Source organism: Rugosimonospora acidiphila (genome assembly GCF_039543385.1).
Classification (GTDB): domain Bacteria; phylum Actinomycetota; class Actinomycetes; order Mycobacteriales; family Micromonosporaceae; genus Rugosimonospora; species Rugosimonospora acidiphila.
The window spans coordinates 89,596-114,656 of record NZ_BAABJQ010000024.1 but is presented as its reverse complement, the minus strand read 5'-3'; the positions used below and the strand labels follow the sequence as shown (position 1 = coordinate 114,656).

The following is a 25,061-nucleotide window of genomic DNA, read 5'->3' as shown; positions in this document are numbered from 1 at the left end:
CAGGCTATGACGCAGCCGTCGCGGTACGTGCTGGACAACCGGCACGAGTACGCCAACCAGCACCACGAGTCCCTGGCCGCCCTGCTCGACCCCGGCAGCCGCACCCGGACGCTGGAGTTGCTCGACGGCAGCCTCACCGGCATGAACTGTCTGGAGGTGGGTGCCGGCCACGGCAGCTTCGCCGTGTGGCTGGCCGACCAGGTCGGGCCACAGGGCCGGGTCACCGCCATCGACCTCCATCCGGACGGGATCCCCACGCACGAGCGGCTCACCACGCTGGAGCGTGACGTCACGCGCTTCGAGCCGTTGCCGCACGGGCCGGTGGACTTCGTGCACACCCGGCTGATGCTCCAGCACGTGCCGCGGCGCGAAGACGTCCTGCGCTGGCTGGTGTCCGACGAGGTCCTCAAGCCGGGCGGCGTCCTGCTGGTCGAGGACTGGGACGCGTCGCGCACCGACATGGTGCTGGCCGCGCCCGACCCGCAGACCAAGCAGCTGTACGACAGGTTCCAGGAGTTGCTGGGCAACAAGGTGTTCGCGGGCGGAGGCACCGACCGCACGTGGGCCCGGCGGGTACACAGCCGGATGATGGCCGAGGGTTTGACCGGGGTGCGGACGACGGTGTCCGGACAGTCCTGGGTTGGCGGCGAGGTCGGGGGCCGACTCGTCGCGGCCAGCGTCGGGCAGACCTATCCGCTGCTGCTGGCGGCCGGGATGTCCGAGTCCGAACTGGACGGTGTGTTCGCGATGCTGGGGGATCCGGCGCTCGTGCTGGCCAGCCACCTGTTGTATTCGAGTAGCGGCACCAAGCCGGTGCGCTGACGGTGAACGCCGGCCGGTCGACCCGATCCACGTCGACCGGCCGGCAGCCGAGGATCGGATCCGGGCGGGGAGCGGGACGACCCGTCGCGCGGCGCGACGCGGCCTAGAGCCGGGTCAGCGCCCGCGTCACGTCCGCCCAGGCCGGGTTCGCCGGATCGATGAGCGCCCGGTGGTTGACGCCGGGCAGGACGACCAGCTCGCACTCGTCGCCGGCCAGCTTCGCGTAGTGGGTGCTCAGGTCCATCGGCACGTCGACGTCCTCGGTGCCGTGCAGGACCACCTGCGGTACGCCCAGGGGCAGCAGGCGGGTCGGGCAGGCCAGGTCGTACCGGTCGGGCACCTCCTCCGGGCCGCCACCCAGCAGCCCGCGCACGGCGCCGTCGCTCAACCCGAGCGCGGCGGCCATCCGCAGGTCGGCGACCCCGGCCAGCGACACGACCAGCCGCGGCGTGACCCGGGGCGGCGTGACCCAGGGCGGCGTGAACGGCGGCTGCCCGGCGAGCCGGTGCCGGCCGCAGGCCCACAGGGCCAGGTGCCCGCCGGCCGAGTGCCCGACGGCGGCCACGCGGCCCAGGTCCAGCGCGTGCTCGGGGGCCAGGTCGGCCAGCGCGTCGAACGCGGCCGCCACGTCCACGAACGTTCCCGGCCAGCCGCCGCTCGGCGAGCCCACCGGCGTCGCGTCCGGAGCGCCCGCCCGCGCTACGACCCGGCGGTACTCGATGTTCCACACGGCGTACCCCCGGCCGCTCAGGTCGGCGGCCGCGGCGTGCATGAGGTCCAGCCGGTACCGGGCGCGCCAGTAACCGCCGTGCACCAGGACCACGACCGGTGCCGGGGACGTGCCGCCGGCGGCGGGCCACAGCTGGCCGAACTGGTCGTCGCCCGGCCCGTACGGGAAGCTCCGGTACGCGTCCGGCCGGGCCGGGGTCAGGGCCGCCAACTCCGGCGGGTACTCCGAATGCATCGGCGCATCATACGCAGCGATGGCGTGTCCGACGTCCGGTGCCCGTCACCTGGGCGTCGGCGCAGCCCGTCGGTCATTGTGCCGGCGACCCCGTCAGGTCGATCGAGTCGATCCGCTGCCCGGGGTCGTCGAGCCGCAGTTGGTTCACCACGCCGAGGAGCCGGGTACTGGTGATCACCGCTGTGATGGGCACGCCGATGCGCAGGATCATGTCGCGGATGGCGTCGGGGGAGGCGCCCGGGAGGCGGCCGATGTAGAAGCCGCGGGAGATCGGGGTACCGGCGTTGCGTTCCAGCGTCGCCGCGAACAGGGACACCGAGTAGTTGGAGTACGCGTCGTCGGACAGCAGCAGAGTCACCGTGCCCGGGTGGGTGCGGTACGCGGCGATGAGCTGGGTGGCCAGCGCTCCGAGGTGCTTGGGTGCCATCCTGCCGGACTCCCATGCCGCGCCCCAGTTGCCCTCCGGCCCGCTCATCATGGGCCGGTACGGCGAGTCCCCGCGCACCAGCCCCAGCCCGGCCCCGATCGAGGCGGCCAGCAGCAGTGAGGGCAGGGCCAGCGCGATGCGCGACCGGGCGCGCCGCGCCACCGGTACGGGCAGCAGGGTGGCCAGCGACCCCAACCCGATCAGCAACACCACCTGCGCGCCATGCAGCGACTTCTCGAAGTAGTAGCCGGTGTGTCCGGTGGTCAGCTTCTGGTACGCGCCGAGCAGGAACGCGAAGGCGAGCAGGCTCAGGGCCGCCCAGCGGTACAGCCGCCACACCGCCGGGCACCGGCCGGCCGCGCCGAGCACCCCGGCCGCCACGGCCAGGGTCAGCGCGATCAGCGCGGCCCGGCTGTTGTGGGCGCCCGCCGCCGCCTTGAGCGACTCGGTCTGCCCACCGCCCAGCACACCCATGGCCAGCGGCAGCAGCGCCAGGCCGCCGGCGACGACGGCGACCGGTACGGTGAACGCCAGCCGGGGCAGCCGGCGGCGGCGCATCACCAGCCACACCACGGCCGCCAGCCCCATGCCGGGCAGGAACAGGTAGTAGGTGAACCCGAGCGCCACCAGCAGGCTGCCCACCATCAGCAGCTGGGTGCGCCTGGCGGCGACCGGCCGGGCCAGCACCGCGATCAGCGCGGCCATCAGCGCCATACCCGCGATCTCGCTGGGGTACCCGTCGACGAAGTCGGCCGTCAGCTCACCCTTGATCAGCAGCGCGGAGAGCGCGACGACCACCGGCACCCACCGCCAGTAACTCGACAGCAGGCGACCGCCGACCCACTGGGCCGCCCACAGGATCGACAGCGCCATCAGCCCGTAACCGGCGACGTGGAACCCGATCAGGTGGTTGAACGCGGTGACGGCGGAGGCGTCGTGCTGCGGCAGGAACCCGTCGAGCAGCGCGCTGACGAAGTGGAAGCCCTGCGGGTACCGGATCATCCCGGAGTACACGTACCGCTGGGCCTCGTCGCTGTGCAGGAACAGGTACCCGTGCACCTGGCGGATGCCGTCGAACACCGTCACGTGCCGGGTCAGGTCCTCACCGGCCATCGCCAGCCCGATCCGCCCGGCCAGGTCGGACCGCAGGTAGGGCCTTGCCAGGTAGAGCGCGATGACCCCGGCCGCGGCCACGCTGGCGGCGTCGGCGATCGTCGGGCGCGGCAGCCGCGGGCGCCGGCGGGTGACCGTGCCCAGGACGGCGAGCAGGGTCAGGGCCGAGCCGGCCACCGGTACCGGGGCCAGGCCCCACGGCCAGACCGACAGCAGCAGGCCGCCGGCGCAGGCGGCCCCGAACAACAGGAACAGCGCCAGCATCAGGCGATCCAGCAGGCCGCGGCCGGCGCGCAGGAGGCTCGCGGTGGCGACCAGCACGACGGGCGGGAGCAGGAGGTCGGCGCCCACCAGGTGGGTGGCGGCGGGCAGCGCCCAGGCGAGCGCGATCAGCCCGGCCAGGACCTCGGGCCGGAAGCGGCTGCCGGCGCGTCGGTGCCGCGAGCCGGGTGAACGGGAAACGGGGATCCGCTGGGTTTTCTCGCGGTCCAGGATCGTGGTCACGGGCGGTGCCTCTCGACGGTGATGCGCGAGACCGGGCGGGCCGGGCGGGCGTGGCTGTGCGGATATCCGGGCGGAGCGGTCGTCCGGGAGGGGCACCGGTGCGGGTGGGGCGGGGTCCGACGAGGTTTCGCCGGTGGATCCGCCGTCCATGACGTCGTGGGTCGAGGGATGGTGGGTCGGGCTTTGGTGGGTCGGGGGTTGGTGCGGCGAGGGTTGGTGCGGCGAGGGTTGGTGCGGCGAGGGTTGGTGCGGCGAGGGTTGGTGCGGCGACGGTTCGTGGGTCGGGGGTTTCTGGTCGGCGGCGTCGCCGGTGAACGCGACGTCGCGGGCTCCGCCGCTCGACGGGGCGGGGAGTTGGTGGGTTTCGGGCCGTGGCGGACGCATGGCGGTCAGGGGTGCGCTGCCGGGGTGGGGAGCTGGGCCGCCACCGCGTCCAGCATCGGCGCGACCAGCAGGGGCGAGGCGCCGCCCTCGAATTCCCGCTGCACCACCTCGACGACCACCACCGGCGAGTCGCGGATGAGCCGGGCGGCCGTACCCGGGTCGGTATCCGCCAGGTTCCAGTTCGCGTAGGTCAGGTCGGCGAAGAACGGCGCCAGCGTTTCCATCGACTGCTCGGTGAATGAGTCGCCCAGGATCAGGGTCTTCGGGGTGAACAGCGGCGCGCCGGCGGTGGTGGCGGTGCTGTGCGCCGCCGGGTACCCGGCTATCGTCTCGCTCACCCGGTGCACCGTAACGCCGCCGCGGCGGACCTGGACCGCGGGCTCCCGCTCGGTCTTCGGCATCCCGATCATTTTGGTCAGGTCGGTGGTCTTCAGCTGGGATCCGCTCGTGGTGAACTTCGTGCTCGCGAGCAGGCCCGGGTCGAGGCGGGAGACCAGGGCGCGGGTGTAGGCCGCGACGGCGGTGGGGGACCAGTGCGTGTCGGTCGGGTAGTAGGCGTGCCCCTGCTGCCGGGCCACCTGCGCGATCGGCCCGTACGCGTCGACATACCCGACCGGCGGCGCGCCGTTGATCCGGCTCCAGAACGCGTGGTTGGCCGCCACGCTGCACGACCGGCCCGGGTACGACGCCGGCAGCATCCCGGCCTCGATGGCGCTCTTGTCTGGAGGTACCACCACCACGAACTGGTGGCCCAGCCCGGTGACCAGGTCGGCCAGCCGGTCCAGCTGGGCGAGCGTCGCGTCCAGCGGCTGGGCCGGGGAGCACCGCAGCCGCATGTCGTCCTTGAAGAACAGCCACCCGTCCCGCCCGGCGAGCACCTCCTGGGAGCCGGCGTCGCGGGTGGACAGTTCCCGGAACACGTGCTCCGACACCCAGCCGTTGGCCCGCACCGCCGCGTCGCGCAGCGGCAGGTGGTCCACGGCCCAGTCGTCGAGCCGGGGCAGGAACCGCCACCCCGCCGAAGGGGAGGGGAACGGGCGCAGCGGCCGGTTCTCGATCGGGGCGGCGTGCGCGCCGAACAGCCGGACGGCATTGGGGCCGAAGAAGAACAGCATCGCGAGGCCGGCGGCGAACGCGGTGTTGACGCGCGTGCGCCGGGGCCGGCGGTGCCGGCGAACGGTCCGGCGCCGGGCGGGCGTGAGGTTCGCCGTCCGCTCGGACTCGTGGGTCTTCTCCGACACCGTCATCTGCTGATCGGCCCTCAGAACTGGTAGTAGAGGAAGGGGCTAAAGGTTCCGGCTGCCGCCAGCACCGACACGTAGCCGATGGCCAGCAGGCTGCAGGCGTACCGGGCGGTCATCGCCGTCGTTCCGGTACCGGTGCTGAGCAGCCGCCCCATCACGAAGCGCCGGGGCAGCAGGAAGGCCACCAGCCCGGCGCCCAGCAGCACCGCCGCCTGGTGGCCGATGCCGGCGTCGGTCAGCAGCGTGGAGGTCGCGGCGAGCCGGGGCACGAACATCACGTGCAGCATGCCGGCGGCCTGCGCCAGCGAGCCGGACCGGAAGAACACCCAGCCGACCAGGACGAGCACCAGCGTGGCCGCGCGCCGGGGCACCAGGTAGCGGTCGGGGTCCAGCCGGGCCAGCCCGGTAACCCGCTCCACCACCAGCAGCGCGCCGTGGTAGAGGCCCCAGATCAGGAAGGTCCAGTTGGCGCCGTGCCAGATGCCGCACGCCACGAACACGATGACCAGGTTGCGGTACGTGCGCGCGGCCGACCCGCGGTTGCCGCCCAGCGGGATGTAGAGGTAGTCACGGAACCACCGGGACAGCGACATGTGCCACCGCCGCCAGAAGTCCGTTATGGACACCGACGAGTACGGCCGGTCGAAGTTCTCCGGCAGGGTGAGCCCGAACATCCGCCCGAGCCCGATGGCCATGTCGGAGTACCCGGAGAAGTCGAAGTAGATCTGCACGGTGTAGGCCAGCGCGCCGATCCACGCGGTGCGCCAGTCCAGCGTGCCCGGGTCGGCGCCGAAGACGGCGTCGGCGATGGGCGCGATGGAATCGGCGATGACCACCTTCTTCGCCAGCCCGAGCGCGAAGCGCGGGAAGCCGGCCGACAGGTCCTCCAGCTTGTTGTGCGAGGTCTGCCCGAGCTGATCGGCGATCTCGTGGTACCGCACGATGGGGCCGGAGATGAGCTGGGGGAACATCGCGATGTACATGGTGAACCGGACCAGGCTGCGCTGCGGCGAGCGGCTGCCCCGGTACACGTCGAGGATGTAGCTGAGCCCGTGGAAGGTGAAGAACGAGATGCCGATGGGCAGCGCGATGCGCAGCACCGGTACCCGCGTGAAGACCTCGTGCAGCTGACCGCTGGCGAAGGCGACGTACTTCCAGACCGCGAGCAGGGCCAGCTGCGCGACCACGGCGCCGACCAGCACGGTCCGCCCGCGGCGGGAGCGCCCGTGGACCCGGTCGTGCTCCAGGGCCAGCCCCGCCGCGTAGTTGGCGAGAATCGAGGCGCCCAGCAGCGCGACGAACGCCCCGGCGCCCCAGACGTAGAAGACCAGGCTCGCCCCCGCCACCAGAGCGTTGCGGCAGACACCGGGTAGCACCCAGTACAGGCCGAGTACCGCCGGCAGGAAGAACCAGAGGAAGGTCGGCGAGGCGAACGACACACCGAATCAACGGTCCAGGCCACGGCGAAGACACGGGCGGGTCACGCGGGCGCGCGCACCGTCGGCGTGCCCTGCTCGCGTTCGCGCCGGCGTCCGCCCCGGCGCCCACCGACCCCGTCGAATCGCCGCTCCGCCGATCGGCCGATTTGTTCGCCGTCGGTTCGGCTCAGGCCGGCGAGGCCCCGGTCGGTCCGCCGAGCGCCGGGGTTCGACACCCGCGGCGAGCGGACCCGAGGGGCGGACGCGCCGGCCGGGCCCGGGTCCCGATCGGGCCCGGCCGGCGCGAGACCAGCCGTTACGGGTAGCTGACCAGCGTGCTCGTGCCGAACGCGCCGATCAGCGCGGTACCCGCGTCGTTGATGGTGCGCTCGATGCCGCCGCTGCCGCTGAGGAACACCGAGATCAGGCTGTGGAACCGGACGCCGGAGCGCTCGGGCACCTCGATGGCCCGGTCGGCTCGGATGTCGACGCCCTGGTTGAAGAAGCAGTAGACGCCCAGGCCCCACGCCTCGTGGGTGCGCACCGCGCCGGCCACCTTGTACGACGCCCAGCCGTTGCCGGCCGCGTTGCGCCACGCCTGCTGGCTCGGCGGGTCGTACGGCATCTCGCTCTGGTAGAAGATGGTGCGTCCGTGCTCACCGTTCCAGATGGTCTGGTACTTCTGGTGGTGCTCGACGAACAGCCCGTACGCGGTGACGTTGTCGCCGTTGACGACGACGCCGGTCTGCGACGTGTTCTGGGTCCAGCCGACCCCGTTGCCGTGGTCGGCGCGCCAGGCCCAGATGTTGTCGATGATCGTGTCGTCGCTGTTGATCACCAGGCTGGTCCCCGCCCGGCCCAGCCACGGGCCGCCGATGCGGAAGAACACGTCCTGCAACGACGTCGGGTTGTGCGCGTGGCCGCGGTGGCCGTGCTCGGTGCCGATCTCGACCAGGGTGTCCGAGACCCGGGGCCCGGCGTCGACGAGCACGCCGGCGATGCGCACGCCGTCGACGTCCGCGACCTTCAGCACGGCCGTGCCCCGGTCCGGGGTGAGGCTGGGCATGCCCAGGCCCAGCACCACGGTGTTCGGGTGGCTCACGGACAGCGGCGCGTCGAGGTGGTAGACCCCGGGGGTGAGCAGCAGATGCTTGCCCAGGGCCAGGGCCAGGTTGATGCGCAGCGCGCTGTCGCCGGGCTTGGCGATGTAGAAGTCGTCGATGGACAGCGACGAGCCCTTCGCGGTGCCCGCCGACCAGGTGGTGCCCGAGCTGTCGTGGCGCAGCGCCGGCAGGAAGACCCGGTAGCGCCCGGCGCCGTCGAGGTACAGGAACGGCTTCTCCCGGGTCACCGGGCTTTCGGGCAGCGTGGTGTAGGTGGGGTTCGGGAAGCTCTGGTCGGGCGCGCCGGTCACCCCGGAGAACACCTGGTTCCACACGCCGTTGCTCCAGCCGCCGCCGAACTCGCTGTCGCGGGTCAGCCACTGCTGCTGGGAGCCGTTGATGACCAGCCCGTCGATCTTCGAGTCGGCGATGTACCCGCCGCTGGAGAAGCCGCCGTTGCCCGGTTCGAGCAGGAGGATGCCGCGGATGTGCACCCGCCGCAGCGGCGCGGCCTGCGACACCGCCCACTGGTCGAGCCCGCCGTCCGGGGTGACCGACAGGTTCTCCGCCGAGCGCCAGAAGTTGATCAGTGCGGAGATGCCGGCCGCCGAGGTCGGGTCGGGCTGGCCGACGACGCGCACCGCGCCGTGGATGTCGACGTCGTCCGGGGACAGGCCGAGCCCGGCGACCGTGGTGTAGTAGCCGAGGTTGGCGTTGACCGTGTACGTGCCGGGCTTGAACAGCACCGCGTACCGGGCGGTACCCATCTCGTTGCTCGCCTGCTGGGCGAAGAGCGCGTCGAACTTGGCCTGGATCTGGTCGGCCGGCGTGGACGGGTCGAAGACGAAGACGTTGGGGCCGAAGTCCGGCTGGTGGTCGCCGTGGCCGCCACCGTGGCCGGCTCGGTCCGGGCCCCGCCCGGTCGCCGCGCTGGCCACGCCGGGGGCGGCGACCAGCCCGGCGGCGGTGACCGACGCGGCCGAGGCGGCCAGCCCGATCAGGCCGCGCCGGGTGATGCCGGCGCGGGCCGGCGCCTGCTCCGGGGCGTCGTCCTTGTCGTGAAGCGTTCTCATGCGACCTGCCTATCTGGACGGCGGCGAGACCCCCGGCACCTCGGAGAGCGCTCTCTCCAAGGTGCCGACTTGGGTCAAGCCGTAAAGGAAGGGGTCGATGTGTTTCTACCCCGTCCGGCACGCCCGCGCCATAGCACCGGCGGATAGATTGCGGCGACCCGACCGGCCGGCCAGGGTGCCGCCGCCCGCCCCGCGAGCCGGGCGCCGGCACCCACCGGGAAAGGGTCAGGTGCTGGTACAGACGGTCCCGTTGAGCGTGAACACGGCCGGCGGCACATCCGGCCCGTTGTAGGCGCTGACGAAACCGATGTTGGTGGTGCCGCCGTTCGCGGCCAGCGCCGCGTCCGTGTCGAGGCTGGTCACCGTGACCGTGGTACCGGTCTGGGTCCAGGTGCCGTTCCAGCCGCTGCTGACGCTCTGCCACTCGGTTGGCCAGGTGAAGCGCAGCGTCCAGCCGCTGATCGGGCTGGGCCCGGTGTTGGTGACGTCGACGCTGGCCACGTAGCCGCTGGCCCAGTCGCTGGTGTCGACGAAATGCACGGCGCAGGCGCTGGCGGCCGGGGTGCCGGTAGTGAATTCCAGCGGCGGGGAGGACCACGACACGTTGCCCGCGGTGTCCCGGGTCACCACGTTGACGGTGTACCGGGTGCCGGGCATGAGGTTGTGCACGGTGAACGAGGTGCCCGGGGTCTCCCCGAACTCCTCGCTGGTGGCCCCGTTCTGCCAGTACACCTCGTACTTGGCGATCGGGTGGCTTCCGGCGGTGGCCGCCGGCCAGGTGATGGTGGCGTCCCGGTCGGTCACCGCGCCGGCCCGGGGTGCCCCGGGCGCCCCCGGCACCCCACGCGCCACCGAGGACGGGTGCAGCACGAGCACGGTCAGCGAGTACGGCGGCAGGGTCTGCTCGGTGGCGCTGCCGGTCTGGGCGGTCGTGATCGCGTTCCCGCCGTTGGCGAACGAGTAGACGGTCGGCGCGCCCGCGGCCGGCGTGTACCCGGCGTAGCCGAGGTCGACCGGGTACGAGTTGTCCGGATCCTTGTTCACCAGCATCACCGCGAGGTCGCCGTTGGCCCGTCGCACCGCGTGCGCGTCGACCAGCGGCTGGTCGGTGGCGGCCCGGACGAGTTGGTCGCCGGGGTGCGCGAAGGTGCTCAGCACCCGCAGGGCGTAGTACGGCGCGAAGGGCGTGTTCATCGGCGGCTCGCAGGTCGTACCGTCGGACGCGCAGGTGGCGCTGGACAGCAGCCCGAAATCGCCGTAATCGGTCTGACCAGCCACCGTGGACACCGTGCCGGCGCCGTTGTGCACGTCCCACCAGTCGACCGTGAACACCCCGTCCTCCCACAGGTCGGCGTAGGTGTTCGCGGCGAACAGGGCGCCCGGCTGGGTGTTCTGGCCGTACCCGACGTTGGTTTCGGTCAGCGCGATGCCGAGGTTGGCCGCGTTCGCGCCGGCGTACCGGGCGATCTGCTGCCGCACCAGGTACACGGCGTCGTCGAGCTGGACCGGCTTGGTCAGCGCGTCGGCGGCGCCCGAGCCGCCGGGGTACCAGTGCAGGATCACGAAATCGATCTTCGAGCCGGCGATGGACAGGACCGTCTGGTTCCAGGCGGCGGAGTCCCCGGCGGCGACCACGCTGTCCGGCCACCCGCCCGGCATGGTGAGCACGGCACCCACCTTGATGGTCGGGTCGACCGCCTTCATCGCGTCCGCGTACGCCACCACCTCGTTCGCGTACCCGGCGGGGCTCTTGTCCGCGTGGTTGTCAGCCTCCCAGGCGGAGCCGTAGTACCCGTTGCCGTACAGCTCGTTGCCGATCTCCCAGTACTTGGCGCCGTACTCCTTGGTGACGTTGGCGTACCGCACCCAGTCGGCCGCCTCGGTCGGGCTGCCGGTGCCGTAGTTGGCGATGATGATCGGCTGCGCGCCGACCCGCTGGACGGAGCCCATGAACGTGTCGAAGTCGGTGTCCGGGGCCACGTACCCGCCGGGCGCGGTGTTGTCCTGCCAGTGGTAGATGTCGCCGTACGAGCCGCCCGGGTACCGGATCATCTGCACCCCGGCGGTCTTGAGCAGGTCTGACACGCCGGTGGTGCCCAGCTGGCTGTCCCAGACGGCGTCGTTGACGCCGAGCCCGGTGCTCGGCACGGTGGCCAGCGCGGCCTTCGGGTTGACGGTGACGGTGACCGGGGCGGGTGCCGTGGCCGCGTGCGCGGCGGGTGCCGCGGCGGCCGGCGACATGGCGGCGGGTAAGGCGGCCATCCCTCCGGCGGTCAGCAGTGCGGCCGCCACCAGGCGGGCGCGGCGATGGGCAAGTGTCCTCATCGGACGCTCCAATCGGGAAAAATGGATTGGCGCACAGCGAATGCCGCATCGACAACGACGGCCGGAGAGGAGAGGGCGGGGCAACGGCTCCCGGGGACCGGGGCTTCCGAGGCCAGTCCGAAGGCCGCGCCGCGGCGGCGCGCATGGCCTGGCTCCCCGGCCAGATCGTACGCGCCGGCGTGCCCGGACGGTACGGGCCGCTCCGGTCAGCTCGACCCGGACCGCTCGGCGCGCCGCTCGTAGCGCAAGCGTGCCAGGAGATACGCCGTGCGCAGCAGTTCGCGGGTCGCCCGCTCGGTGCGCGATCCCGGGTTGGCCACGGCCAGCCAGCCGAGGGCGCCGTAGACCGGGTGCGCGATCACGGTGTCGTCGCCGCCGCCGGTGGCGCCGGACTCGGTCGGGGCTGCGAGGCAGGCGGGGTCGTCCCTGGTGTCGGTGCCGGCCTCGGTGCCGGGGCCCGCGCCGGGAGCGCCCACGCCGCCGGCGGCGGACTCGCGCGGCGCGTGGCCGGTCCACCGCGCGAACGCCTCCCTCCCGGCGGCCAGGTTCACCCGGAAGGCGCCGGGCCGGTCCAGCCGGGACGCGTCGTCGCCGGGGTAGTCCTTGGTCACGATCGTCGCGAAGGGTTGGGTGTTCGTCGGGACGACGCCGTCGGGCGCGTAGTAGAAGAACGCGTCGCCCCAGCTGATCTCGGGCGAGCCGTCCCCCGGTGCCGGCCTGAGAATCAGGACGCCGCCGAGGCCGTCGATGAAGCCGATGATCTCGTCGATGGTCATGCGCTCCAGCGTGGCATTAAAGTCCTTATGGAGGCTTTGGATGCCGGAGGGCGAGGAAAACCGGGGGGTTTCGGGTGTCGGGTCTCAACTCCGCGGGTCTGCGCACCATCGACGTCGCGCGGCGGGCCGGGTACTCCGTCCAACAGGTGCGCAACCTCGAACGCGACGGGGTGCTGCCGCCGGCCGAGCGGACGGCCGCCGGCTATCGGGTCTACGGAGAGCTGCACGTCCAGTCCGCGCTGGCCTACCGCGCCCTCGCGTCGGGCACCGGCCCGATCGAGGCGAAGCGGATCGTCCGGGCCGTGCACGAGGCGCCCGCCGCGCGGGTGTTCGCTCTCCTCGACGCGGCGCACGCCCGACTGCACACCGAGCGCACGCAACTGAGCCAGGCCCAGGAGGCGGTCCGGGCGGTCTCCGGTGAGCCGATCGAGGACGTCCGCGCGGCGGACTCGATGGGCGTCTCCGAACTGGCCGCCGCCCTGGGCGTGCGCCCCTCGACGCTGCGGCACTGGGATGCGGAGGAACTCGTCGTCCCCGACCGTGACTGCGCGCGGGGCCCGCGGCGGTACACACCGAGTCAGGTGCGGGACGCGCGGATCGTCCACCAGTTGCGGATGGCCGGCTACCGCGTCGCGCCCCTGCGGGGCCTCATGCCGCTGCTGCGGCACACCGGGCGGTGGGACGACGTCGCCACCGCGCTGGCCGCCAGGGACGCCAGCATCGCGGCTCGTTCCGCCGCACTCCTCGACGGCGCCGTCGCGCTGCGTGCCGCGCTCGGCCTCGCTGCCGCTGCCGGCGGCGCTGCCGCTGCCGGCGGCGCTGCCGCTGCCGGCGGCGTCTCAGGGCCGCGGCCGGCGCCCGACCAGAGCGATCAGCCGGTCCGCGATCGGAGCGTCCCCCGGCAGCCGCACCCCATCGGCGAACATGCCGCTGGCCGGCAGCGATCCGGCCACCGGCGTTAGGCCGGCGAGCAGCGGCCCGACCAGTTGGTCGGGCAGGTCGATCGGCTGCGCCGTCGCCACGGCCAGGTCCCAGGCGTGTACCAGCGGTTCGATCACCGCCCGCCCCAGGCCGTCGTCGATGGTGGTCACGCCGGGTACGCCGGACACCGCCGCGCCGGGATCGAGCCCGTCCACGATCGCGGAGATCTCGGCCCGGCGCCGGTGCCAGGCGGCCCGCGGATCGACACCCGCGATCGAGGCCGGGTCGCTCGCGGGCGGGACCGGCGGCTCCCGCAGCGCTATGGCAAGGATGACCCGGGAGCCGTTGATCACGTGTCCGACCACGGCGGCGGCCGTTCAGCCCGGGCACGGTGACGGGTCACCCCAGCGGTCGGCGGCCACCCCGTCCACGACGGATCCGGACAGGTCGAGTGCTTCCCGGTAGCGCGCCGCGCCGGTACCCATGGCGCCACAGGTTACCCATCGGGGTGACCGCGTGTCGATCGAGATCGGTCAGTGCCCTGGCGGGATCGGTCCTGCGGAACGCGCCCACCATATCGGGTCATACAGCTCGAATCAGCGTACGTTTCACATTCAGCCGTCTTACGATTTTGTCGGGAGTATCCGGGCTACCGGCGGGGTCCGTCGGCGCTCACACAGGGAGACGACATGGCATCGATTCGAGCGGTCCGCACGTGGGCCGCGGCGGGGGCCAGGGGCTTGATCGCCGTCGCCGTGATCGCGGCGGGTCTGGCCTTCGCCCCGTCGCTGCCCGGCCGGGCCTGGGCCGGCGCGGCCTGGGCCGGCGGCGCGCCGATCGGGTTCGAGGAGCCGCGTCCCCCGCTGCTCCCGGCCAACTTCCAGGGCAGCGGCCGGTACATCGTCCGCGACCTGGGCATCGACGTCCCCTTCACCTGGCTGGGGAGGGACGGCGACAGCCAGATGACCGCGGGCGGCCCGCAGTATCCGATCTGGTTCACGAACCTGATCTACCACAACACGCTCTACACGCTGACCTACAAGTGGCCGAACATCCCGCTGGACCCGCCGCGCCCGTGCGACGTGATCCCCGGGTTCTTCAACCGCCAGATCCTGAACGACAAGCTGAAGACCGCGCGCTTCGTGGGACCGGAGATCCTGCAGGGCGCCCAGGACCGGTACGTCGATCACTGGCGGGTCGGCGTGGTCGGCGGATCGACCGTACCGGGCGAACAGCCCCGGTTCCCGATCGCGCTGGGGGACGTCTACGTCGACCAGAACAATCCGAGCCAGTGGGTGCAGGTGCTGCAGTTCGGCTTCCAGAACCTGTTCGACCCCGAGTTGGACGAGTGGTTCACCCTGACGACGTTCAACCAGCGGCCGGGACAGGTCACGCTCCCGGAAACGTGCCCGCCGCCCACCTCGTGAACGGGCACGTCCCCGGTCCTAGCGCGGCCGCCCCGGCTCGGCCGGACCGTCCGTGGGTACCAGCGCCAGCGCCTGGTTCAGGTTGTGTTCGGCGATCCCCGCCATGAACTCCCGGTCGGGAAAGTCGCCGTCGAGCAGCCGCAGCGGCCCCGCCGTGAGCGAGAGCCGCTGGGTGAGCAGGTAGAGCGCGAGCCTGTCCTCGTCGAGCCCGTCCACCGCCAGCCGTTCGTAGTCCCGGCCGAGGCGGATGCGCAGGAACACGTGCTCCCACTCCACGTCGAAGTACAACAGGTCCTCGATGTCGATCAGGACGGGATGGCCGTCGCGATCCACCAGGACGTGGTCCAGCCCGAGTTCGCCGTGCACCACGGAGTATTCGGTGCGAGGCCGTACCGCGCCTGCCAGCTCGCGCAGCCGCTGATCCAGCCGGCCGCGGGCCCGCGCGATCCTCCGGTCGCGGCTGGCGGCCTCGGCCAGACAGCGCAGTCCGAAGTCGAGCGCGGCCCGCTCGCACGACGGCCAGCGGGAGCGCCCGCCGCCGTCGACCAGGGCCACCTTGCCGTACGCCGGCGCCCGGTGCCGCCGCATCTCCGCCAGCGCCTCGCGCAGCCGCGCCATCGTCGGCTCAGTGGCGACCGGGTCGCGGGCGAGCCGATCCATCAGGTGTTCGCCGGGGAGATCCTCCAGGACGACCACGTCGGCCGGGTAGTGGTCGCGGGAGCGGTCGATCAGGCGGACCTCGGGAACGCGCAGACCCAGCGACTCCAGCCGCGCGTGCGCGGACTCGAACAGGTCGACTCCGACGCCCGCGGAGAACGGATCGGCCAGGTCACCGTCGCCCTCGGCCGCCGGCCAGTAGTTCTCCGAGTCCTCCCAGAGATAAGCGATCACCGTGGTCGCGTCGTCCATCGTCAGCCGGTAGACGCCCTTGCGGGTGCCACCGCGGATCCGCTCCACCGCGTCCAGCCGGCGCCCGCCGCCGAGCGCGGCCCGCGCGAGCGGGGCCAGATCGTCCCGAGTCACCAGACGCGGCGCCACGTGGAACCCACTCTCTGCAAGATCGATTGGGGCCCCAGGAAGCTACCGGAGCCGTCGACCCGCCTCAAGCGGTTTACTCCAGACCGGCCGGAGGTTGTCGATCCGGCCGGTGCTCGTTCGTAAGGGTGTGGGGACGCCGGTACCGTGCCGGTGGCCGGAGCGAGAGGGTGATGCGGATGGGCGAGGCGCGGACGTTGCTGGACGGTCGGGGCCTGCTCGAGTCGCCCAGATGGCACGGCGACCGGCTGTACGTCTCCGACTGGTCGGCGGGTGAGGTCCTCGCCGTCGACCTGTCCGGCCGCGCCGAGGTGGTCGCGCGGGTGGCGTCGCTCCCGCTGTGCGTGGCGTGGCTCCCGGACGATCGGCTGGTGATCGTCTCGTCGGCGGACGGGCTGCTACTGCGCCGCGAGCCCGACGGGGGCCTGGTCACGCACGCCGACCTCGGCCAGCCGGGCTGGAATGACATCGTGGCCGACGGTCGCGGCAACGCCTACGTCAACCGTCCCGGCTTCGACCCGACGGCCGGCCAGGCACCGCGCCCCGGACACGTCTTCCTGGCCACGCCGGACGGCTCGGCGCGTCAGGTGGCCGAAGACATCGCGTTCCCCAACGGCATGGCCGTCACGCCCGACAACGCCACCCTGATCGTCGCGGACTCGTACCGCGGCCACCTGGTGGCCTTCGACATCGACGCGGACGGCGGGCTGTCCCGCCGGCGCGTCTGGGCCGAACTGCCCGGTGGAGTGCCGGACGGCATCTGCCTGGACGCCGAGAACGCCGTCTGGTACGCGGACGTGCCGCACCGGCGGTGCGTGCGCGTCGCCGAGGGCGGGCAGGTCCTGCGGACCGTGGAACTGGATCGTGGGGGCTTCGCCTGCGCGCTGGGCGGCCCCGACGGTACGACGCTGTTCATCGTGGCCGCCGCCTGGCAGGGCATGACCGAGCCCGAACCGGTGACGCCGGGCAGCGGCCGGGTGCTCACCGTTCGGGTCGACGTGCCGGGGGCCGGCTGGCCGTGAGGCCCGGCCGCGCACCCCACGCGGCCTCGACCAGGGCCGGGAGGATCTCGGCCGCCGATCCGCGCAGGTTGACGGCGCAGATCTCGTCCAGCGGCGTCGGCCGCGGGTTGACCTGCACGACGGTCGCGCCGCAGCGGGCCGCGACGCGTGGGATCTCGGCCGCCGGGTAGACGACGCCGGAGGTGCCTATGGTCAGCAGCACGTCGCACGCGGCGGCGGCCTCGACCGCCGCGGTCAGCGCCGCCTCGGGCAGCGCCTCACCGAACCACACCACGCCGGGCCGCACGGGCGCGCCGCAGCGCGCACAACGGGGCGGCGCGATCCGCTCGCCGTCACCCGGATCGGCGACCTCGCCGTCTCCGGAAGCCGCGCCCGCACTCGCGTCCGCGCCCGGAACTGCCGCCGCGGTCGGGGAGGCCGCCGGGTCCGGGAAGGCCGCCGGGTGGCCCGCCTCGGTCACGCAGCGGGGCGCGAAGAGACTGCCGTGCAGGTGGATCGGGGCCCGGGAGCCGGCCCGCTCGTGCAGGTCGTCGACGTTCTGGGTGACGACGACGCTGCCGGGGACCAGCTCCTCGATGGCGGCCGTGGCCAGGTGTCCGGGGTTGGGCCGGGCGAGGCGTACCCGCGCGCGGCGCCACTCGTACCAGCCCCAGACCAGGTCCGGATCGGCGTCGAACGCCTCCGGGGTGGCGAGCTGCTCGGCGTCGAACCGGGCCCACAGCCCGGTCAGATCGTCGCGGAAGGTCGGCACACCGCTCTCGGCCGAGATGCCGGCCCCGGTGAAGACGACGACCCGGCGGGCCCGGCCAAGGGTCGCGGCGACCCCGGACGGCAGGACAGTCTCCATCGGAAGCATCCTGCCATCACGGGGCCGGTGCCTCCAGCCCGCCGGCGTCGTCTCGGCTCAGAGGGTGCGCTGGTACGGGTCCCAGTCCTCCGGCAGCGGGGACGGGGTGGGGAAGTCGCTGTTCACCGCCACGAACTGACCGGTCTCGGCGGAGGCCGTCAGCGCCTCCATGACCTCGACGATGTGCAGCGCGCCGGCCGCGTCGGCCCGGTGCGGGGCGCCGGTGCGGATGGCGCGGGCCAGGTCCAGCACGCCCATGCCCCGCCCGACGTGAGCGCCCACGGTCTCCACCGGCGTCCAGTCCTCCTCGCGGGCGCGGCGCAGCCGCAGCGGCCCGTCGAACCGGTTCGGGTCGGGCACGCTGAGCGTCGCGTCGGTGCCGGTGATCTCAACGAAACCCTGCCTGCTCAGCGGCGAGTCGAAGCTGAAGATGGTGGTGGCCGCCTGGCCGGCGGAGAACTCCAGCAGGCCCGACACGTTCGTGGGCACCTCGACCCGGAACCGGGTGCCGGCTCGCGGCCCGGACCCGATGACCCGCTCGGCGAACGCCTTGCGCGCGGTCGCCGCCACCCGGGTCACCCCTCCGAAGGCCGCGGCCAGCGCGGTCAGGTAGTAGGGGCCGATGTCGAACAGCGGACCGGCGCCGGGCTGGAACAGGAATTCCGGGCTGTGGTGCCAGCTCTCCGGCCCGGGGCTCTGCATCAGGGTCAGCGCGGACTGCGGTGTGCCGATGTCGCCCCGCGCGATGAGCCGGTACGCGCTCTGCAGGCCGGCACCGAGAAAGGTGTCCGGGGCGGAGCCGACCCGTACGCCCGTCTTGGCGGCGGCGGCCAGCAGCCCCGCGCCGCCGTCGGCGTCCATGGCGAGCGGCTTCTCGGTGTACACGTGCTTGCCGGCCAGCACCGCCGCGGTGGACACGTCGATGTGCGCGGCCGGGATGGTCAGGTTCACCACCAGCTCGACGTCCGGGTGGCGCAGCGCCAGCTCGGGCTCGCCGGCCTCCGGCACGTGGTACTCGGCGGCCACCGCCTTGGCCCGCTCGGTGTCCAGGTCGGTGCACGCGACGACGCGCACATCCGGGAACGTGGTCAGATTGCGCAGGTACTCGTGGCTGATGGTGCCGCAGCCCACCAGGGCGATCCCGACCGTCATGCCGCTTCCTTCTCCAGCCCGTTCAGGTACGCGTAAGACTCGGCGAGCGCGGTGAGCATGTCGGTGGCGCACCGGTCCAGCTCCGCCACCCGCCACGCGTCCCGGGGCGCGGCGGCCAGGATGTCCGGGATCGGCAGCGTACCGGCGCCGACCGCGGTCATCGGGTCCTCCTTGGTGGCCGGGCCGTCCTTCACGTGCAGGTACTTCACCCGGTCGCCGAGCCTGGCCAGCAGCTCGGGCACGTCCACGCCGCCCACGGCGGCCCAGTACACGTCGAGCTCGAGGAAGACCTCGGACGAGAGCTGATCGGCCAGCACCTCCAGCGCCGGCCGGCCGTCGATGAGGGAGGACAGCTCCCAGTGGTGGTTGTGGTACCCCAGCCGCAGGCCGTGCCCGCCGGCCCAGGTCGCGGCCTCGTTGAGCGCGCGCGCCGAGCGGCGTACGCCGTCGGCGTCGGCGAACTCGTCCGGCGGGATGAACGGCACGATGACCGTGTCGATGCCGATCGTGGCGGCGGCCGCGGCGACCTGTTCCCGCGCGTCGGTCAGCACGGGGGCATGGGCGGAGCAGGCGGCCAGCCCGGTCTCGTCGAGCAGGGCGCGGAAGCCTTCCGGATCGTCTGCGAGGTCGCACGGCTCGACCGACCCGTAGCCGATGTCGGCGAGTCGCCGTAGCGTGCCCGCGCGATCGGCCGCCAACTCTTCACGGACGGAGTACAACTGCACAGCGATTGGCTTCATGGGCAAGGACGCTAGAAACTTTTTTCAGTTCTGTCAATAATACGAGTCGAACCCAAAAAAGTTGGCGCTACGACCGCGATACGCCGTCGGCGCGGCTCGGCGGAGCTACCATCCGGTAGCGATCGGCCTTCCCTTTCACCCCCTCGAAGGAGCCCGAGATGCTGCCCCCCACCGCCGACCCGGCCCGGCTCGGCTTCGACCCGCGCCGGCTGTCCCGCATCGACTCCCACTTCGGCCGCTACGTCGATGACGGCCTGCTGCCGGGCTGGCAGATAGTGGTGACCAGGCGCGGCGAAGTGGTGCACGCCTCGACCTACGGGCAGCGCGACCGCGAGGCCGGGCTGCCGGTCGCCGAGGACACCCTGTGGCGCATCTACTCGATGACGAAGCCGCTGACCAGTGTGGCCGCGATGGCGCTGTGGGAGGAGGGGCGATTCGAGCTGACCGACGAGCTGAGCAGGTTCATCCCCGCCTTCGAGGGCGTGCGGGTCTACGACAAGGGCTCGGCGCTGCGCCCGTTCACCGTTCCGGCGACCGAGCCGATCCGCCTCTGGCACCTGCTGACGCACACCTCGGGCCTGACCTACGGGTTCATGCAGACCTCGGTGGTCGACGCGCTGTACCGGAAGGCCGGCTTCGACCTGGGCCCGTCGGAGGAGCTGGACCTCGCCACGCTCTGCGAGCGCTACGCCGCCCTGCCACTGCTGTTCCAGCCCGGCAGCGCCTGGGGGTACTCCGTGGCCACCGACGTGCTGGGCCGGGTCATCGAGGTCGTCACCGGCCAGTCGCTGGACGCCGTGTTCGAGGAGCGCATCCTCCGGCCGCTCGCGATGACCGACACCCGGTGGTGGGTGGATCCAGAGGCGGCCGGCCGGCTGGCCGCGCTCTACGCTGCTCGCGAGCCGGCACTTGGGCCGGATCGGCAAGGCGGCGCTTATCGCGAGCCGGCACTTGGGCCGGATCGGCAAGGCGGCGCTTATCGCGAGCCGGCACTTGGGCCGGATCGGCAAGGCGGCGCTTATCGGCCGGGTGGTGGCGCGGCGGTGCGCTACGACGCCCTCGGCCGGTACGCGCTGCGGGCGCCGGCCGCGTTCGCCGGCGGCTCGGGCCTCGTGTCCAGCGCGGCGGACTACCACCGGTTCACGCAGATGCTGCTGCGCGGCGGGGAGCTGGACGGTCAGCGGATCCTGGGCAACCGGACGCTGCGCTACATGACCCGCAACCACCTGCCGGGCGGGCGCGACCTGGGCGCACTGAGCACCGGCGGGTTCGCCGAGACCACTCAGGAGGGGATCGGCTTCGGGCTCGGCTTCGCGGTGGTGGGCGACCCGGTGCCGGGCCGGACCCTGGCCAGCCCGGGGGAGTACTACTGGGGCGGGATGGCGAGCACCCTGTTCTGGGTCGACCCGGCCGAGGAGCTGACGGCCATGCTGTTCACGCAGGTCGTGCCCTCGGGTACCCATCCGCTGCGACCGCAGCTGCACCAGTTGGTGTACTCCGCCCTGGTGGATTGAGTCGGCGGCAGGCCGTCCTCGCCCGAACGGATGGTACAAAAGGGGCGTAGGAGGTCTGACTGGTGACCACCGGAAGGTTGCCGCGGATAGCCCGCAAGGCAGGCGACCCCGAGCAGCCGACGTTCCTCGAACTCTTCTTCGACCTGGTCTACATCTTCGCGTTCCGCCGGCTGGCACACGAGCTGGACACGAACTACAACGCCATCGGCGTCCTGCGCACGGCGGTCATGCTGCTGGCGATGTGGTGGATCTGGGAGCTGATGGTGTGGCTCACGGATCTGTTCGACCCGCGGCGGGCACAGATCCAGGTGGTGGTCCTGGTGGCCATGTTCGGCATCCTGGTGATGGCGCTGACGGTGCCGACCGCGTTCGCGCACAACGGCTGGGTCTTCGTGGTCGTCTACTTCACGATCATCTTCGCCAGGGCCAGCGTGCTGATCGGCGGCGCCCGGGGCTACCCGAGCCAGCAGGCTCGCAGCGTGCGGGTGGCGTTCTGGTTCGGACTGACCGCGGTGGTGTGGTTCGCGGGCGCGTTCGTCCCGGACGCCTCGATCCGGCTCATCCTCTGGGCGCTGGCCGTCGGCGTCGACTACCTGGCGGCCAGCCTGGGCTGGCCCACCCCGGGGCTCGGCCGCACCCACCGCGAGAGCCGCATCTTCATCGGCGTACACGTGTCCGAGCGGCACCGGCAGATCTTCATCATCGCGCTCGGCGAGGTGATCCTGTCCAACGGGCTGAAGTTCACCTCCACCCGGTTCGAGCGCGATGAGTGGACCACGCTGGTGACCGCGTTCGCCGCCGTCGTGCTGCTCTTCCTGATCTACGCGCGCCAGTCCCGGAGGCTGCTGGCGCCCCCGGCGCTGTGGTCCATGGACCGGGTCGGTCCGGGGATCGTCACCGCGTACTCGCACCTGATGATGGTGGCCGGGGTGGTGGCGATCTCCGCCGGCGACGCCTATGTCGCCCGCGGGCCACTGGGCGACCTGCCGGTGTCCGAGGCGCTCGCCGTGGTCGTCGGGCCCGCGCTGGTGCTGTTCGGCACCGGGCTGTTCGAGCGCGCGGTGTCCGGCGTGATCCTCTGGTCGCGGCTGATCGCCATCGTGCTCCTGTTCGGCATCCTGCCGTGGATCGAGCCGCTGCCCGCCCTGGCCCCGGCGATCTGGGCGGACCTGGTGCTGATCGGCACCTTCGTGTCGGACCTGGCGACGTCGCGGCAGTCCGGCCGGGTGCGCCCGGCCCCCTCCGCCTGACCCCGCCTCGCCGGCTCGGCCTCCCGCGCTCGGCTTCGCCCTGCTTCGGCCTGCGCCCTGCTTCGGCCTGCGCCCTGCTCGGGCTTGCCCAATCCGCTGCCGGCGGGCGCGACACGCCCGGCCGGCGGCGACCCGCCGTCACTCGATCGTGCGGCTTCACGATCGTGAACAGCCACGATCGTGGCCGGCCACGATCGTGGAGTCACCCGATCGGGGGCGCCATCGGCCGGGGCGGGGTGGCCCGGATCGCCAGCAGGTTGGAGATCGCGACGCCGATCAGGGTGAGCGTGCCGGCGGTGGACACCAGCACGGGCGGCAGCAGGTGCACCACGGCGGCCACGGCGCCCAGCACGGCCAGTCCGGCGGGCCGCGACCAGGACACCCTGCTGAAGACGGTGTAGTCGAGCAGCCCGCGCCCGATCAGGAACAGGGCCGGACCGCCGAGCAGGACCGCTGCCCAGGTCGGGGGCGTGTCGCCGGACGGCCGCCTGATCACGAGCTGGGAGTTGACCGCCGTGACGATCACCCCGGCCACCATGACCACGTGCGCCACCGCCGCGAACTGCGTGTACCGCGACCGGTCGGTGGCCGTGGCGATGGCGCTGGTCAGCTTCTCCCCGGCTTGGTGGATGTAGATCCGCCACATCATGATCACGGTCACGAACGCGGCGAGCAGGGCCGCGCCCCGGCTCGCGGTGAATCGCTGATCGGTCAACTCCGAGGCGGCTCCGAAGATGGCCACCCCGAAGGCGATGATCAGGAACTGCCGGTACCGCTCGGACACGCGCTCGCCGGCCAGCCGCCACTGCAGCACCGGTGGGTGGATCAGCCTGCGGGTGGGGAAGCCCAGGGAGGCGCCGATGTACTCGATGGTGATCGCCGCCGCCCACAGCACCCAGCGCGTCCACCCGCCGAGGATGGCGCCGGTGAGCCACAGCGGGGAGGTCGTACAGAACCAGGTGAAGATCCGCACGCTCCTGGTCCGCGGGGCCGGGTCGCGCAGCAGGATGATGTAGTACAGGCTCGATCCGAAGTGGATGGTCAGGTACGCGATGACGAAGACGAGCCCGTGACTGCCGGATACGCCGGGCACCGACGCGGCCATCACCAGGCTGCCGAAGCTCACCGCGATGATCTGACCCTGCACGGTCGGCCGGTTGAGGTCGAAGGTGTCGGCGGCCCAGGCGGTCAGCGCCCAGATCAGGGTGAAGGTCATCAGTAGGATCAGCGTCTCGCCGGCGCTCGTCCAGCTGAGCCGGTTGATCAGTTTGCTGGCGAGCGCGATGAGGGCCAGCAGGTAGACCAGGTCGAAGAACAGTTCCAGGAACTCCGGGCGGCGCGGGCCGGTGGACTCGTCCTGCCCCGCGTCGTCCTGCGCCGCCATCGGATCACCATTTCCGCCGGAATGCCCCCTTAGCAGGCGTACCACACGAGGCCGGCACCGGCGGCGGCCTGCGGGACACGGCCCCGGAACGGCGGTGGCCTCCGGTATGCCGCTGGTCGCCGCGCGCCGCGTGCTTGTCTAGTTGGTGGCGGGCGCCCGCGCGGGCCGTGCCGGGGCCGGGCGGCGGCCCGCGCCGCCGCCGATGCCCACGCCCGCGTCCCGGGACATGCCCAGCGCGGCCACCATGCCGCCGAAGATCATCGCCGCGATGAGGGCGAGGGCCACCCGGTACGGCGTCGTGCCCGCCGACGCCGTACCGGGCAGCGCCTGACCGAGCCGCAGGCACAGTGCGCCGGCCGCGACGCCGAGGCCGGTGGCCAGCTGCTGCAGCGTGGACGACAACGTGTTGGCGTGGCTCATCCGTGCGGCGTCGACGTCGGCGAAGGCCACCGTGTTGTACGCGGTAAAGCCCAGCGACCGGAACACGCCGCTGGCGAACAGCACGCTCACCAGGGCCGGGAACGGCCAGCCGGGCCCCGCCAGCGCGCAGCCCACGATGGTCAGCGTGGCGGCCAGCGTGGAGACCACCAGTACCGGGCGGAACCCGAACCGGCGCAACAGCGGCGTGGTGGCCGGCTTGATGGCGATGTTGCCGAAGAACACGAAGACGACGGCCAGGCCCGATTTGACCGGCGTCCACCCGAAGCCGTCCTGGAACTCCAGCGGCAGCAGGAACGGCACGGCGTTGATGGCGATGCGGAATAGCGACCCGCTGGCGTGCGCCAGCCGGAACGTGGCGACCCCGAAGACGGACAGGTCCAGCAGCGGCGCCCGGGTGCGCAGCAGGTGCCACACCGCCAGCGCCCCGCAGGCCAGCCCGACGGCCGCCAGCACCACCACCCGCGCGACCGGGATGCGCTGGTTGCTCAGTACCGCCGCGCCGTACACGACGCAGGCCAGGCAGACGGCGGACAGCACGAACCCGGGCCCGTCCAGCCGGGAGGCGACCTGAGCGCGGAGGTCCGGCACCACCCGCAGCGCGAAGCCCAGCGCGAGGACGCCCAGCGGCACGTTGACCAGGAATATCCAGTGCCAGGACAGGTAGCTGGTCAGCAACCCGCCGACCGCCGGTGCCACCACGGGTGCGGCCAGGGCCGGCCAGGTCAGGTAGGCGATCGCCCGGATCAGGTGGCTCTTGTCGGTCGAGCGCAGCACCACCAGCCGCCCGACCGGCACCATCATCGCCCCGCCGATGCCCTGCACCACACGCATCCCGGCCAGCATGGGCAGGTTGACCGAGGCGGCGCACAGCGCCGAGGAGATCGTGAACACCACTATCGCCGTGGCGAACACGCGGCGCGCCCCGAGCCGGTCGGCCAGCCAGCCGGACAGCGGGATGAAGATGGCGAGGGTGAGCAGGTACGCGGTCATGGCCACGCCGATGTCCGCCGATGCCACCCCGAAGGAGCGGGCGATGCTCGGCGCGGCGGTGGCGATGATGGTGCCGTCCAACATTTCCATGAAGAACGCGCCGGCGACGAGCAGGGCGAGCGAGCGGGGGACCTCCCCGGCAGGATCGGAGATGGACACGGGCGAACGTATCACCCGCGCCCCGG

19 protein-coding genes are annotated in these 25,061 nt (G+C 72.4%); 6 read left to right on the top strand and 13 right to left on the bottom strand.

The genetic code is table 11. The features are described 5' to 3' along the window. Positions 1-6: 6 nt before the first annotated feature. Positions 7-822 (top strand): class I SAM-dependent methyltransferase, encoded by an 816-nt coding sequence (locus tag ABEA87_RS31390; protein WP_345635827.1) that lies wholly within the window; start codon positions 7-9, stop codon positions 820-822. Between the two features lie 103 nt (positions 823-925). Here ABEA87_RS31390 and ABEA87_RS31385 read toward each other — a convergent pair whose 3' ends face one another. The 7 genes from ABEA87_RS31385 to ABEA87_RS31355 form a co-directional block, all read right to left on the bottom strand. Further along, entirely contained in the window at positions 926-1,786 is an 861-nt protein-coding gene (locus ABEA87_RS31385) for an alpha/beta hydrolase (protein ID WP_345635764.1), read from the bottom strand. A gap of 73 nt (positions 1,787-1,859) precedes the next feature. Next, positions 1,860-3,830: a hypothetical protein gene (locus tag ABEA87_RS31380; protein WP_345635762.1), complete on the bottom strand. Its 1,971-nt coding sequence runs from the start codon at positions 3,828-3,830 to the stop codon at positions 1,860-1,862. Between the two features lie 389 nt (positions 3,831-4,219). Next, complete coding sequence (locus ABEA87_RS31375) at positions 4,220-5,461, bottom strand: alginate O-acetyltransferase AlgX-related protein (protein WP_345635760.1); 1,242 nt, start codon at positions 5,459-5,461, stop codon at positions 4,220-4,222. 14 nt (positions 5,462-5,475) lie between these two features. Next, positions 5,476-6,897, bottom strand: coding sequence for an MBOAT family O-acyltransferase (locus ABEA87_RS31370; RefSeq protein ID WP_345635758.1), 1,422 nt, complete (start codon positions 6,895-6,897; stop codon positions 5,476-5,478). A 295-nt stretch (positions 6,898-7,192) separates the two neighbouring features. After that, positions 7,193-9,052 carry an adenylyl cyclase gene (locus tag ABEA87_RS31365; protein WP_345635757.1) on the bottom strand — a complete coding sequence of 620 codons (1,860 nt, stop codon included), beginning with the start codon at positions 9,050-9,052 and terminating at the stop codon, positions 7,193-7,195. Positions 9,053-9,277: 225 nt separating this feature from the next. Continuing rightward, a complete protein-coding gene (locus ABEA87_RS31360) occupies positions 9,278-11,377 on the bottom strand; it encodes a cellulose binding domain-containing protein (protein ID WP_425570988.1) in 2,100 nt (699 codons plus the stop codon). Positions 11,378-11,583: 206 nt separating this feature from the next. Next, a complete protein-coding gene (locus ABEA87_RS31355) occupies positions 11,584-12,153 on the bottom strand; it encodes a DUF6194 family protein (protein WP_345635755.1) in 570 nt (189 codons plus the stop codon). A 74-nt stretch (positions 12,154-12,227) separates the two neighbouring features. Here ABEA87_RS31355 and ABEA87_RS31350 point away from each other — a divergent pair, with 74 nt between their 5' ends. After that, entirely contained in the window at positions 12,228-13,115 is an 888-nt protein-coding gene (locus tag ABEA87_RS31350; RefSeq protein WP_345635753.1) for a MerR family transcriptional regulator, read from the top strand. A gap of 648 nt (positions 13,116-13,763) precedes the next feature. Continuing rightward, positions 13,764-14,501: a hypothetical protein gene (locus ABEA87_RS31345; RefSeq protein WP_345635751.1), complete on the top strand. Its 738-nt coding sequence runs from the start codon at positions 13,764-13,766 to the stop codon at positions 14,499-14,501. A gap of 18 nt (positions 14,502-14,519) precedes the next feature. Here the strand turns inward: ABEA87_RS31345 and ABEA87_RS31340 are convergent, their stop codons facing one another. Further along, positions 14,520-15,524, bottom strand: coding sequence for a phosphotransferase family protein (locus tag ABEA87_RS31340; protein ID WP_345635750.1), 1,005 nt, complete (start codon positions 15,522-15,524; stop codon positions 14,520-14,522). A gap of 191 nt (positions 15,525-15,715) precedes the next feature. On the opposite strand from ABEA87_RS31340, the gene ABEA87_RS31335 reads away from it, so the two are divergent. Beyond that, positions 15,716-16,558 (top strand): SMP-30/gluconolactonase/LRE family protein, encoded by an 843-nt coding sequence (locus tag ABEA87_RS31335; RefSeq protein ID WP_345635748.1) that lies wholly within the window; start codon positions 15,716-15,718, stop codon positions 16,556-16,558. Here ABEA87_RS31335 and ABEA87_RS31330 read toward each other — a convergent pair. Genes ABEA87_RS31330 through ABEA87_RS31320 form a run of 3 tightly spaced genes read right to left on the bottom strand, consistent with a single transcriptional unit; the run spans position 16,518 to position 19,297 of the window. Then, complete coding sequence (locus ABEA87_RS31330) at positions 16,518-17,405, bottom strand: SIR2 family NAD-dependent protein deacylase (protein ID WP_345635747.1); 888 nt, start codon at positions 17,403-17,405, stop codon at positions 16,518-16,520. The two genes, ABEA87_RS31335 and ABEA87_RS31330, sit on opposite strands and share 41 nt — an antisense overlap. A gap of 57 nt (positions 17,406-17,462) precedes the next feature. Continuing rightward, positions 17,463-18,557, bottom strand: coding sequence for a Gfo/Idh/MocA family protein (locus ABEA87_RS31325; protein ID WP_345635745.1), 1,095 nt, complete (start codon positions 18,555-18,557; stop codon positions 17,463-17,465). Beyond that, positions 18,554-19,297: a sugar phosphate isomerase/epimerase family protein gene (locus ABEA87_RS31320; protein ID WP_345635744.1), complete on the bottom strand. Its 744-nt coding sequence runs from the start codon at positions 19,295-19,297 to the stop codon at positions 18,554-18,556. Before ABEA87_RS31320 ends, ABEA87_RS31325 begins: the two co-directional genes overlap by 4 nt. A gap of 158 nt (positions 19,298-19,455) precedes the next feature. Between ABEA87_RS31320 and ABEA87_RS31315 the strand changes: the two genes are divergently transcribed. Both ABEA87_RS31315 and ABEA87_RS31310 read left to right on the top strand, forming a co-directional pair. Continuing rightward, positions 19,456-20,811, top strand: coding sequence for a serine hydrolase domain-containing protein (locus ABEA87_RS31315; protein ID WP_345635742.1), 1,356 nt, complete (start codon positions 19,456-19,458; stop codon positions 20,809-20,811). A gap of 62 nt (positions 20,812-20,873) precedes the next feature. Next, the gene (locus tag ABEA87_RS31310) at positions 20,874-22,061 is read left to right on the top strand and encodes a low temperature requirement protein A (protein WP_345635740.1); all 1,188 of its coding nucleotides are present in this window, start codon (positions 20,874-20,876) and stop codon (positions 22,059-22,061) included. Positions 22,062-22,263: 202 nt separating this feature from the next. Here ABEA87_RS31310 and ABEA87_RS31305 read toward each other — a convergent pair whose 3' ends face one another. Continuing rightward, positions 22,264-23,445: a low temperature requirement protein A gene (locus ABEA87_RS31305; RefSeq protein ID WP_345635738.1), complete on the bottom strand. Its 1,182-nt coding sequence runs from the start codon at positions 23,443-23,445 to the stop codon at positions 22,264-22,266. A 138-nt stretch (positions 23,446-23,583) separates the two neighbouring features. After that, the gene (locus tag ABEA87_RS31300; RefSeq protein ID WP_345635737.1) at positions 23,584-25,035 is read right to left on the bottom strand and encodes an MFS transporter; all 1,452 of its coding nucleotides are present in this window, start codon (positions 25,033-25,035) and stop codon (positions 23,584-23,586) included. Positions 25,036-25,061: the final 26 nt, after the last annotated feature.